This window comes from Acinetobacter sichuanensis, from assembly GCF_003024515.2.
GTDB classification, from domain to species: domain Bacteria; phylum Pseudomonadota; class Gammaproteobacteria; order Pseudomonadales; family Moraxellaceae; genus Acinetobacter; species Acinetobacter sichuanensis.
The window spans coordinates 1-12,207 of sequence record NZ_PYIX02000020.1; the positions used below are offsets into that span (position 1 = coordinate 1).

The window sequence follows — 12,207 nt, forward strand, 5'->3', positions numbered from 1 at the left end:
ACATTAAACATTAAACATTAAACATTAAACATTAAACATTAAACATTAAACATTAAATATTAAATATTAAACATTAAATATTAAACATTAAATATTAAACATTCAAAATTTAAGCATTTAGCATTAAAATAAAATGTACAAGGCTAGGTCCTAAAACCACCATAAAAATTCCAGAAAGTACCATTGTTAAACTGGCAATAATGCCTTCTTCTTGATGACGCATATAGGCTTTACTTGTGCCAAAACCATGAGCAGCACTTCCTAATGAAGCACCTAAAGCAAAATGTGATTTTAAGCGAATAGCAGCTAAAATAAGATCACCAAATAACATACCAATAACGCCTGTAATCATTGTAAATAAAATTACAAGCTCAATAGAACCACCAATATGATTGACTAATTCCATAGCAAAAGGAGTTGAAATAGAACGTGCCATTAAACTATAAGTTGTTATTTGGTCAAATTGAAATAACTGTGCTAAATAAAATGCGCTCAGCATGCCCATAAACATACCTATAAAAACTCCCATTGAAATAGAAATGATATGTTGTTTAATCATTTTCCGATATTCATAAATAGGAATTGCAAATGCAACGGTTGCAGGGCTTAATAACCAAACAATCCAATGGTTATCTATCATATAAGTTTCATAAGAAATATGTGTAAGGGCTAAAAATATAATCAATATTACTGGTACTAAAACAGCAGGTGAGAGCAAAAAATAAGGAAATTTACGATATATTTTTTTACTAATAACATATATAGATAATGTCATGATGAGACAAAAAATAGAGATAAAAGACATTAGTTTTTCTCCTGTAAATTTTTATAAGAATTTGGTTTATTTTTAAATAATTTCTTGATAGTTTTTTCTAATTTAAAACCTAAATATACACTAAATGCAGTAAACACCATGACACAGGCTGTACCTAAAAATATAACAACAAATAACTTCCAGCCCTGATCTAAAAATAAGGATTGATATTGAGTTAAACCAACTAAACACGGAATAAAAAATAAAACCAATTCACCTAAAATAAAATCTGAACCAACTTTAATCCATTCTAATTTTAGAATACCGCTTATTAAACAAATCAGTAAAATAAATAAACCCGTGACTGCTGCTGAAATCGGTAGATTCAAAATGTCTTGTACATATTTTCCTAACCCTAAAAAAAGGAAAATTAAGCCCAATTGCAAAATAACTTTAAGAAAAAAAGAGCTTTGTGACGAGAATAGAGGTGTACTGGACATGAGGACAGCTTAGTTTCGGATGAGGTTATTATTTTAATGCTTATTTTTATGTTAAATTATGAATAATTAAATATATATTATTCTATTTTGGAATATTTATGGATCTGAAGAATCTTAAAATTTTTGTTACAGTGGTTGAATCAAAAAGTTTTTCTATCGCAGCCGAGCGTTTATTTTTAACACAGCCCACGATTAGTAAAGCAATTGCAAGTTTAGAAGTTGATTTAGCAACAGCACTTTTTAAAAAAGGCGAAGCAGGTCGTAAGCGTGATGTCCAATTGACTTATACTGGTGAGTTAATTTATCAACATGCACAGACTATTTTAGCTGAACAGCAAAAAATTTATGACACGATTCAACAAGTTCAAAGTCTCAATAAAGGAAAACTAACCATAGGCTTACCTCCTCTCGGGTCTGTTTTACTCAGTTCATTAATTGCGTTATTTCATAAAAAATATCCAGAAATAGAGCTTAAATTTTTAGAGGTTGGAGCGAATGGAGTCGAAGAGGCGATTGCTGCGAAAACGGTAGATGTCGGGATTTTATTGGGTAATTTACGACCAAATTTTTCTGCAATTCCTGTTGCTGATTCAGCAATGTGTTTATTATCTGCAAAAGATTCTGTATGGAAAAATAGAACAAGTGTCGATCTTATTGAATTAAAAGATGAATCCTTTTTGCTATATGCAGATACATTTATGTTAAATAAAGTTATTTTAGATGCAGCAAACACTGTAGGTTTTGAACCTCGTGTTGTTTGTAAAAGTGGTCAATGGGATTTTATTTCAAAAATGGTCGAACTCAATATGGGCTTGGCATTATTACCTAAAATTTATTGTGATCAATTAAATCCAGAACATTTTAATGTTGCATTTTTATGCAATCCAAATTTACACTGGACATTAAGTATGGCGTGGAATACCTCTGTAGCAATGAGTCCTGCAACTCGTGCATGGCTAAATATTGTAGATGAAAATCGTGATAAAATTCACTTTTAATCTACATCAATAAATATGCATAAACAGCATCCGATTCTAAGTCTTTTATAGGTTTATATTTGAATAAAATCTTTAACTAATTCAACCACTTTTTCTGGTTGTTTTAGCCAGACTGAATGTTGATTGCCTTTTAAGCTTGCGGTGAGATCTAATTGCTTAACTTGAGCATCCTTAAAATAACGACTCAAGGCTAAAGTTGAGCGCATAGGTGCAAAATTATCTTGTACAAATTGAATAAATAATGCGGGCTGCTGAGACAAGTTTTCCTCAGAGATAATATGACGATAGTGACCTGTAAAAATTACTTTTGACCAATCACGCATTAAAGTTTTCGCTTCTTTTTTGCCAAAACCAACTTTATCACCTGCTAAATAACCATCTTTTAAAATCATAAGATTGAAAATCGTAGCAGCTTTTAAAATATTAAATTTTCCAGACATATTCCAATATTTTAAACCAATGTTTCCAGTTGCTACACCAATTACATGAATAGTGTGGTGTTGGGCAAATAAAGTTGCTAAATGACCACCTAAACTATGCCCAAATAAAACAGGGGTTTTTTTAGATAAATATTTTGCGATTTTTACCAACTGAGGAATAAAGTAAGCCAATAAATCGGCATAACCAAAATCAAAATCTGAGGACACTTGAGGAGTATTTCGACCACAACCAGGATAATCAGCAGCAATGACATTAAAGCCTTGTTGTATCAAGCTCTGAATAAGTTTTTCATATTTTTGAATAGGGACACCTAAAGCAGGCAGCATGATAATGCTATTTTTATGCTCAGAAATTTGGTAAACATCAACTAAAATAGGGTGACTATGAGGAAATTGAATATAATGTTGTAAAAGATTTTGCTGAATCATGGTAAGTCCTCATTGTTATTTATTATTCAAATGAATCATCAACTTTAAACCTAGAGGACTTAGGAAAGCAGTCCTTCCATATGGATGACGTTTAATTTCTTGTTGAATTAACTCTTTAAAACTGACTTTAAAATTATCTTTAGGATAATGATTTAACACATCAAGATAAAATTTTTCAGAAATCAAATTTTGCTGAGTACCTACAACATCATAAGCTGTAGCTTGTTGTAATAATAAAATTTCTTTGGAAATATTATGATCATTTTCATTTAAATACCCATTCATATGCAGACAAATTGCATCAGCTATTCTCTGAGTTTTGTCTTGAGGAAAATCATGTTGCTGACATAATTGTTCGGCACGTAAGGCACTTTCAAAGGTAAAGCATTGACAATAAGAGAATTCGGCTTGTGATTTTGCTAAACCAACATCATGCATTAAGCTTGAAACAAGAAAAACTTCTTCATCAAATTGCCATTTTTTATATTTTGCAATGGCAACTCCCCAAAAATAACAACGCCAAGAATGTTGAAAAATTATTTTAGACTCAGTTTTTTCTAATTCAAATAAAGCATCTTTGATCAGAGCTGTATCTGGAATTTGAATATTTTTTAGTACTAAGTCTGAATCTTGTGCATAAGTTCCCATTTTTGCATGAATAAAATTTAAACTGGCAGGGAGCATTACTTTTTGAATGAGCTGTAATTTTTCTAAAAAGCTCAATTTACCTTGAGTAAGGTTCATCCACTCTCGATCACCTAGCATAACTCACCAAAAAAATAATTAGAGTAATTACTCTAAAATATAGATGGGATATTTTAAAAATACAAGAGCTTTAATTTTTTAATGAAAATTGAGAGGGATTTTTACTGAATTAAAGAAGGAGTGATCAAAATAAAAGTTTTAATTAGAATGATAAATCAAGTGAATATTATAAAATGTTAATAACATGACCAACGTTTAATCTCCTTCGCCATTTGATTTTAAAATATGAAAATCGTCAATTTAACCCAAACGATGAGCTATTCCATTTAGAGCAGAATCCGTGTATGACTTGTTATATTGACCAAATGGCATGTGAGAAAAGTCGGTTGCATATATTATTTTGACAGAAGATATTCCCAAATAATATAGCCTAAGCCAAATCCTAAGAATGAATAAGCAGTGATGATAAAAAATACAAAACTTGCTTTATTGTTCTTTCTTAAAAAATTCATATCATTGACCTTTTAACAGATTATGTTCATTTTGAATGAAATAAAATAAAAGGAAAGATACAAATTTGATGAAAAAAAATATAACAGAGAAAATTCTCTGTATTAATTTTAAATGCAAAAACTAAAGTAATATTACTTTTATTTGGTTTGAATTTAGATTTAATTTATTGATTTTTATTGTTAAATATTTATTTTAAAAATCTTGTGATAGATTTTGTAATTTTCAATATTTTTGAAAATTAACAGTGATACTCTAAATCTCACAATAATGGTTTGATTAAAAAATAGTTTTAATATTATATAAAATAATATATTATAAAAAAGTATAATGTATTAAGTGACCAATTTTGAGTAATCAATCATGCATGAATATGTAAGCGCGTTTCTGGGTGGAACGCTATTGGGTGTTGCTGTTGTTGGATATCTCTATATCAATGGCAAAATTGCGGGAATCAGTGGTCTGATTGGGCAACTTTTTAATGGAACAGGACTTTTTCAGCGACCTGCAACTTGGTTCTTATTGGGCTTATTTGTCACTCCATTTATTTATGGTCTATTTATTACACCTAAAATTGAAATCTCAGCTTCACCCATCACCATGATTATTGCAGGAGTTTTGGTTGGCTTTGGTACACGCTTAGGTTCTGGTTGTACCAGTGGGCATGGAATTTGTGGAATGAGCCGTTTGTCTAAGCGTTCTATCGTAGCAACAAGTTTATTTATGTTTTCAGGTTTTGTGACGGTTTATATCATGCGTCATTTACTGGGGAATTAATGATGAAAAATGTCTTTGCTTTTATTTTTGGTGGCTTATTTTCTATTGGTTTGATGTTCTCTGGTATGGCAAACCCTGAAAATGTGCTTAGTTTTCTTGATATTTTTGGAGAATGGAATGCAAGTTTAATGTTTGTAATGTTAGGCGCAATTTTTGTTGCATTTATTCCATTTCAAAAGGCAATTCGTCGTCCTGTGACATTATTTAATGAGAAAATAGAATTACCAACATCAAATAAAATTGATCCACGTTTATGTATAGGTGCTTTAATTTTTGGTATGGGTTGGGGGATTGCAGGGATATGTCCAGCACCTGCTTTTACTTTAATTGGGCTAGGTTACTATCAAGCGATCTACTTTATCGTTGCGATGTTGTTAGGTGTGTGGTTACATCGAAAATTCTTAGGAGCAAAATAATATGTCAAAATTAATAGTGCAAGATTTTTTTGATGAAAAAACCAATACTTTCAGTTATGTAGTTGCAGATCCTCAATCTTTACAATGTGCAATTATTGATAGTGTTCTGAATTATGATGCGGCATCTGCAACGACTCAAACCACACAAGCAGATTTAATGATTGAATATATTCAAAATCATCAATTTACTGTGCAATGGATTTTAGAAACACATGTTCATGCCGACCATTTAACCGCTTCTCAGTATTTAAAACAAAAACTGGGTGGTCAGGTTGCAATGAGTAAGAAAATTAGTGAAGTACAACAAATATTTGCTGAAATTTATCATTTAGATCCACAACAAAAATCTTTTCATCTTGCCTTTGATTATTTATTTGAAGCAGGGGAAAGATTTAAAATTGGTCAAATCGAGGCTTATAGTATTGCGACACCGGGACATACACCAGCATGTCTAAGTTATGTCATACAAGACTGTGTTTTTGTGGGCGATACGCTATTTATGCATGATTATGGTACTGCACGCTGTGACTTTCCGAAAGGTAGTGCATCTCAATTATATAATTCAATTCAAAAAATATTTGAATTACCTGATGATTATCAAATATTTTTATGCCACGATTATTTGCCAAAAACACGTACAACATATCAATATAAAAGTACAGTTAAAGAGCAAAAATTAAAGAATATTCATGTGCATCAAGGTGTTGAAAAAGATCAGTTTGTACAGATGCGTGAACAACGTGATGCAACATTAGGCATGCCACAACTTATTTTACCTGCAATTCAAATTAATATGGTTGCAGGGCATTTTCCTGAGCCAGAAGCGAATGGAATACAGTATTTGAAAATACCCTTTAACTATTTCAAATCTTAGGCTGAGCCAAGATTTGTTTTAAATATTGATCAACAATATTAGGAGATTGAGTCGGCATTGACAGCTAAAATAACGCCAATAATGAATACAGAACAGTAAAGAAAAAACCAAAGCAGCATACGCTTAAAAGCCTTATCTGAAATCGAACTGTCCGCATATTTTGGTGCATTTTTAGCGTCTTGATCTTGGTTCATGATATTGATCTCACTTCAATTTCTTTTAATTAATTATGAGAAAAATGATGAGATATTTATAGATACAATGTGCTTAAAAAAAATTATAACAGCTAAAAGATGAAGTCATTATTCTAGACTGATCCATTTAAAATAGAATTTTGAGTTTACGGATGCGTGGTTTAATGTGTTCCCAACTGGTTGAAATCCAACAAATGAATGAACCTAAAGTGACAAAAATGACGCCATGCCAAAATTCTAAAGATAATGTCGTTTGTAAAATAATCATAGAAAATACGGTAGAAAATATAGGGCTAAAATATGAAAGTGTTACTAATATTGTGATATTGCCCTTAATAATTCCAATATTCCAAGCGGCATAACCTAAGGCTGTCGCCAAAGAAACACCTGCTAAATAAGGTGCAACGTCCATATTTAATGGAGGTAATTCTTCGAGTGAATATTTAAATAATAATTTTGCCCATAATACAATTGAAATCATTAAGAAATAAAGTGCGATAGGGTTGTGACCTTGGCTATATTTTTTAGTCACGACACAATAAATTGCCCATAGCAGTGCACCCATAAATGCCAAAATATAACTTATAGGGTTAGACATAAAATGTGCGGAAATTTCTATCCATGTTAAAGCACCATTGCCTGTTTGGATCAGGACAATACCACTCATGCTAATGACTAAGCCAAGTACAACAAATATGCTGAATTTTAACTCTTTAAATAAAATTAACATGACCACAGTCAAACTTGGCCATAAATAATTAACCAAGCTAATTTCAATGGCTTGTTGTGCAGTTTTAGCAAGTGCAATTGCATAAGAAAAGCAAAGCTCATAGACTAAAAATAATAAAGATGCGCCAATTAAATATTTTTTAGGAATTTCACTGAGTTTGGGAATCTTAAAAATAGCTAATAAAATCAGTGTGCTAAAGCTATACATTAAGGTCACAGCATAATCTGCACCAAGCAAACTACTGAGATTTTTTAATAAGCCAACGAGAGTTGACCACAGTAAAATAGCGCTAAAACCAATCAGCGTCGCAAGATTTTTTGACATGACAGAGCTTCTGCTTCAACCCATGAAAAATGGGGCGATGGGAGAGAAAATTGACCCAAATATTATAGCGCTTTTCTATAAAAATAAGATCATAATTTAATTATTTTATGAGCGTATATAATGTATTTTTCTGTAGATGATTTTTGATGACAATAAGGATTTTTTTGACTTCAGCATCAGTTAAATTAATGCCGAAATAAATTTTTTGCTGTTTAGTTTCAATTAATATTTGACCATCTTCGAGTTTGGGTAAGTTTAAGTTAGCTGTAGGTTGTACCCAAAAATCATATTGGATATTTATAATTTCATTTATATCAATCATTTGCTTTTTCGTATAATTTTTTTGAAAAAATCTTAGCGGGTAAGTTTTTTCTAAAGTCATATGTGTTAAATCTAAACTCACTTTTTCTTTGCCATATAATAACCATAAGCATTCAGTCAATGTTTTATACGTTAGCACACAAGCAAAACTATTCCATATTAATAAAATGAAAATACTATCTGTATCATTAACTAAGGAGGTAAATAATGAACTTATTCCTATAAATAAAAATACTAGACATGTAATAACAAATGGAATCATTAAATGTTTAAAAACGCTTTTTGTGATTTTTAAGTGAATACAAACTGTAGTCGCATTTTGTTTTATATCAATATCATTATATGTTTGATACATGAAATTCATTGACTAAGCTCTTTCTAAATGCAAATGATGAGATTCAAACCATTGATTAATATTTAAAATAATAGAATTAGCCTCATCTTCAGAGAGATTAATACCAAAGGAGTGTTTTAGGTTATATTTGGCTCTAAAGTGAATATTACCTTTACTTGGGCTTGGTAGATTTACGCCACGCCAAGGATTTTCCCAAGCTTGATAATGTAATTTTTTAAAGTCTATTAAGTTAATTTTATATTCTGAGCTTTGATTAAATGGTAAATGTTTTTTAAAAATTAAATAATCTGAATTAAAAATGAGTTCTTCATGTGTGTTTTTGAGCCAAGCAATAAAATAAAAGTTGAGTCCAATTATTAATGTTGAAACTAATAACCATAATATGAGTGGAATTTGCTCATTAAAATGATGAGGTTGTAATTGTGTAGAAGTAATAGCAACACTGATAAAAAACCAAAAAATCATAAATAAGCGTATAAATAAAATGGAAGATTTAAAGCGACTACCATTCATATAAATATTAATGCTCAACTGGGTATTCGATTTTTGTATGGAAACTTGGTTATTCATGAAAATTTAAATAGCTTAAGCTTATTAATATTAAAAAATTAATTGTATAAAACTAACATAATATATAAGTAAGATACAGATTTTATTTTAATAATAAAGTATTTATAAAAAAACCAGTACTTAAAGTACTGGTTTAAAAGGAAATTTAAAAAATAAGTGATTATCTCAGTTTAGAAAGCCAATCTCCTAAACTTTGTACAAGTTGTACTAAAATTAATAATACAATCACAGTTAAAATAACCACGCTAGTATCAAAACGTTGATAACCATAAGAAATTGCTAAATCGCCAATGCCGCCTGCACCCACGGCACCTGCCATTGCTGTTGCACCAATTAAACTAATGGTTGCTGTTGTTAAATTTAAAATTAAAGAACTTCGTGCTTCAGGAATAATAAATTTAAAAATAATTTGCCAAGGAGAAGCGCCCATTGCTTGAGCAGATTCAACAATTCCTTCATTAACTTCTAAAAGTGAAGTTTCAATTAAACGACCAATATAAGGACCAACATAAATAGTCAGTGGCACGATTGCTGCCCAAGTACCGATCGATGTACCGACGATCATTTTGGTCAGAGGAATAACAGCAATTAATAAAATAATAAAAGGCAGGGAGCGCAAAGCATTTACTAGTGGATTAAGCACATGATAAATCACTTTATTGGGTAAAATTCCATTAGGACGTGTTAACAATAAAATGATCGCTTGAATGAAGCCCCAAATACCTCCAAATAGCATGGCAAAAAAGACCATATGCATAGTTTCTTGCATTGCTGTAACAAACTGGTCTATAGATAATGAGCTCTGCCAATAGGGAGCAGTGATTTCAGTTAACCATTGAACAATGAAATCTCTCATTCTGCTACTCCTGCTTGAGATACTTTAACACCTTGTAAAGCAAGGAATTGAACAGCTTGTTGAATGACAATTGGATCACCCAATAACTGTACAAACATTTGCCCAATAACTGATCCATTAATTTCAGTCATATTGGCAAATAAAATATTAAGACTAATATCAAATTGTTGAATTAGTTTTTGAATCACGGTTTCTTGTGCAGAAGTGCCCAAAAATTGCAGATTATAAATACTGTTATGATTTTTATTTTCAAGATTATTCAAAATATTGACAGGTAATTGTTGCTGTAAAACAGTTTGAATAAAATTGCGAGTGGTTGGCTGTTTGGGACGGCTAAAAATATCAATTGTTGAGCCAGTTTCAATCACTTTACCATACTCCATGACGGCGACATAATCACAAATAGACTCGATAACATCCATTTCATGTGTCACCATAACTATGGTAATACCTTGTTCTTTATTAATTTTTTTCAATAAAGATAAAACAGATTTGGTTGTTTGTGGGTCTAAAGCTGAAGTTGCCTCATCACAAAGTAAAATTTTTGGATGATTGGCAAGCGCACGAGCAATACCGACACGCTGTTTTTGCCCACCTGAAAGTTCATCAGGAAAAGCATCACGTTTATGTTTTAAATCAATAAAATCGAGTAATTCATTGAGACGTTTTTCACGTTCATTTTTAGAAAAACCTAAAAGCTTCATAGGCATTTCAATATTGGCAGCAACCGTTTTGGTTTCAAGTAAATTAAAATGCTGGAAAATCATACCAATATTTGCACGTTCTTGACGCAAAGCACGTGCATCTAGAGCTGTATAGTCTTTTTGATTGATAATGACTTGACCTTGCGTTGGGCGCTCCAAAAGGTTAATCATACGAATTAAGGTACTTTTTCCTGCACCACTATAGCCAATAATGCCAAAAATACTGCCATTAGGGATTTGTAAATTGATATCATCTAATGCACGTACAGTTTGACCTTTAAGTACATAGTGTTTAGAAATATTTTTAAATTCAATCATGTTGTCAAAAACTATACAAAAAATGAAAAACAGGCAAAATCATTTTGCCTGTTTTATGGAAAGCAGAATAGGGGTTATTTGTTTTCTGTAAGATAAGTTACAGGTTTATTTACATCAATTTTAGTACCACCAAAATGCTCTTGGACATATTTTCCTACTGCAGCAACATGGTAAAGTTCACCTACTTTTTTCAAGAGAGGATCATCTTTACGTGATTCTGCTACAGCAAGAATATTCACGTTCATTTTTGTGCTTTGATCAATCGGTTCATAATAAATTGAATCTTTTAATACATTCAATCCACCTTCCATTGCTAAAGTATTGCCTAAAACAATTGCATCAACTTCGTCTTTAGCACGTACTGCTGTTGCCATTTGGATCGGCTTAATGACAATTTTTTTACTATTTTCAACAATATCAGCAGGTGTGCCTTTAACACTGTCAAAACCTGATTTTAATTTAACTAAACCTGCTGATTGTAAGAGTAATAAGGCACGAGATTCATTAGCCCCATCATTTGGAATTGCAATAGTTGCACCTTGAGCAAAGTCTTCAACTTTTTTTACTTTACTTGAGTAGATGCCCATAGGTTCTAAATATGTAGTTGAAATCGGTGCAATTTTATCTTTATTAGATTCATTAAATGCAACTAAATAAGCATAAGATTGAAAGGCATTGATATCAATTTCTTTATTGGCAACGGCTGTATTCATTGACACATAATCAGTGAAATTTTTAACCTCAAGTTTGATTCCTGCTTGTTTAGTTTCAGGCAATGTTGCGATATAACGCCAAATATCAGCATCTGAACCTGTGGATGCCATAACAACAGTTTGTTCTTTCCCTGAGTCGCTTGGAGCTGCTTCTGTTTTTGGTGCCTCTTGTTTACCACATGCTGCTAGAGAAAGGACAGATGCACTGAGTAAAACGCCAAACAATTTGTTCATGTTCAAATCCTGAGTAATAAAATGTATTTAAATCACTACACTTTTAAATTAAAATTTTCAAGTACCCAATACAGCTTAAAACAAATTTTCGTCTTCTCTAAGGTTTTGATATGACAAACAAAAAATTTTAAATTTGCAATTGGTTCTAGCAATTTACGATGTAAATTTAAGCTTTAATGACCCAAGCATAAAACATAAATTACATAATATTCACTAAATTTTTATTTATCATACCAATAAATTTAACTTATACATAGTCACTCACGATAAACAAAGTTCTTAGGAAAAATCCTTATAAAATAATCAATTGTCTAAAAAAACAAATAAAACAAAAACTTTAGTTGAATAGAGTAGAGGATTAGATTACTTTTTGTTCTTATTCTTTAATATAAGATATTATGAAAATTATATGATAAAAGTTCATAAGTGTTCTAAAAGCTATCTTTTTAAAAAGAGTAATATATGTTTGAAGTTTTTAGTAATAA

Annotated in this window: 16 protein-coding genes; 4 read left to right on the plus strand and 12 right to left on the minus strand. The window is 31.0% G+C overall.

The window, feature by feature from the left end; translation table 11 throughout:
- Positions 1-109: 109 nt before the first annotated feature.
- Together C9E89_RS12290 and C9E89_RS12295 are read right to left on the minus strand one after the other, a co-directional pair.
- The gene (locus C9E89_RS12290) at positions 110-805 is read right to left on the minus strand and encodes an LrgB family protein (RefSeq protein WP_107008636.1); all 696 of its coding nucleotides are present in this window, start codon (positions 803-805) and stop codon (positions 110-112) included.
- The gene (locus C9E89_RS12295) at positions 805-1,254 is read right to left on the minus strand and encodes a CidA/LrgA family protein (protein ID WP_107008637.1); all 450 of its coding nucleotides are present in this window, start codon (positions 1,252-1,254) and stop codon (positions 805-807) included. The genes C9E89_RS12290 and C9E89_RS12295 overlap by 1 nt, the downstream gene beginning before the upstream one ends.
- Before the next feature lie 98 nt (positions 1,255-1,352).
- On the opposite strand from C9E89_RS12295, the gene C9E89_RS12300 reads away from it, so the two are divergent.
- Positions 1,353-2,252 carry a LysR family transcriptional regulator gene (locus tag C9E89_RS12300; RefSeq protein WP_107008638.1) on the plus strand — a complete coding sequence of 300 codons (900 nt, stop codon included), beginning with the start codon at positions 1,353-1,355 and terminating at the stop codon, positions 2,250-2,252.
- Between the two features lie 53 nt (positions 2,253-2,305).
- On the opposite strand, the gene C9E89_RS12305 is transcribed toward C9E89_RS12300, so the two are convergent.
- The 3 genes from C9E89_RS12305 to C9E89_RS12315 all read right to left on the minus strand — a co-directional run bounded on the left by C9E89_RS12305 (position 2,306) and on the right by C9E89_RS12315 (position 4,338).
- Positions 2,306-3,121, minus strand: coding sequence for an alpha/beta fold hydrolase (locus tag C9E89_RS12305; protein ID WP_107008639.1), 816 nt, complete (start codon positions 3,119-3,121; stop codon positions 2,306-2,308).
- A 15-nt stretch (positions 3,122-3,136) separates the two neighbouring features.
- Positions 3,137-3,886, minus strand: a complete 750-nt coding sequence (locus C9E89_RS12310; protein ID WP_107008640.1) for an HD domain-containing protein — start codon at positions 3,884-3,886, stop codon at positions 3,137-3,139.
- A gap of 335 nt (positions 3,887-4,221) precedes the next feature.
- The gene (locus C9E89_RS12315) at positions 4,222-4,338 is read right to left on the minus strand and encodes a hypothetical protein (protein WP_107008641.1); all 117 of its coding nucleotides are present in this window, start codon (positions 4,336-4,338) and stop codon (positions 4,222-4,224) included.
- Positions 4,339-4,699: 361 nt separating this feature from the next.
- On the opposite strand from C9E89_RS12315, the gene C9E89_RS12320 reads away from it, so the two are divergent.
- Genes C9E89_RS12320 through C9E89_RS12330 form a run of 3 tightly spaced genes read left to right on the plus strand, consistent with a single transcriptional unit; the run spans position 4,700 to position 6,403 of the window.
- Complete coding sequence (locus C9E89_RS12320) at positions 4,700-5,113, plus strand: YeeE/YedE family protein (RefSeq protein ID WP_107008642.1); 414 nt, start codon at positions 4,700-4,702, stop codon at positions 5,111-5,113.
- Positions 5,114-5,115: 2 nt separating this feature from the next.
- Positions 5,116-5,529, plus strand: coding sequence for a DUF6691 family protein (locus C9E89_RS12325; RefSeq protein WP_107008708.1), 414 nt, complete (start codon positions 5,116-5,118; stop codon positions 5,527-5,529).
- A gap of 1 nt (position 5,530) precedes the next feature.
- Positions 5,531-6,403 carry an MBL fold metallo-hydrolase gene (locus tag C9E89_RS12330; protein WP_107008643.1) on the plus strand — a complete coding sequence of 291 codons (873 nt, stop codon included), beginning with the start codon at positions 5,531-5,533 and terminating at the stop codon, positions 6,401-6,403.
- Positions 6,404-6,441: 38 nt separating this feature from the next.
- Here the strand turns inward: C9E89_RS12330 and C9E89_RS23290 are convergent, their stop codons facing one another.
- From C9E89_RS23290 to C9E89_RS12360, 7 genes are all read right to left on the minus strand, one after another.
- Complete coding sequence (locus C9E89_RS23290; RefSeq protein WP_171405126.1) at positions 6,442-6,597, minus strand: hypothetical protein; 156 nt, start codon at positions 6,595-6,597, stop codon at positions 6,442-6,444.
- A 127-nt stretch (positions 6,598-6,724) separates the two neighbouring features.
- Complete coding sequence (gene yddG, locus C9E89_RS12335) at positions 6,725-7,651, minus strand: aromatic amino acid DMT transporter YddG (RefSeq protein ID WP_107008644.1); 927 nt, start codon at positions 7,649-7,651, stop codon at positions 6,725-6,727.
- A gap of 100 nt (positions 7,652-7,751) precedes the next feature.
- Positions 7,752-8,327, minus strand: coding sequence for a hypothetical protein (locus C9E89_RS12340; protein WP_116746695.1), 576 nt, complete (start codon positions 8,325-8,327; stop codon positions 7,752-7,754).
- A gap of 12 nt (positions 8,328-8,339) precedes the next feature.
- Complete coding sequence (locus tag C9E89_RS12345; RefSeq protein WP_147305721.1) at positions 8,340-8,897, minus strand: hypothetical protein; 558 nt, start codon at positions 8,895-8,897, stop codon at positions 8,340-8,342.
- Positions 8,898-9,057: 160 nt separating this feature from the next.
- Complete coding sequence (locus C9E89_RS12350) at positions 9,058-9,753, minus strand: methionine ABC transporter permease (RefSeq protein ID WP_107008647.1); 696 nt, start codon at positions 9,751-9,753, stop codon at positions 9,058-9,060.
- Entirely contained in the window at positions 9,750-10,775 is a 1,026-nt protein-coding gene (locus C9E89_RS12355) for a methionine ABC transporter ATP-binding protein (RefSeq protein ID WP_107008648.1), read from the minus strand. The genes C9E89_RS12350 and C9E89_RS12355 overlap by 4 nt, the downstream gene beginning before the upstream one ends.
- 74 nt (positions 10,776-10,849) lie before the next feature.
- Positions 10,850-11,722: a MetQ/NlpA family ABC transporter substrate-binding protein gene (locus tag C9E89_RS12360; protein ID WP_107008649.1), complete on the minus strand. Its 873-nt coding sequence runs from the start codon at positions 11,720-11,722 to the stop codon at positions 10,850-10,852.
- Positions 11,723-12,207: the final 485 nt, after the last annotated feature.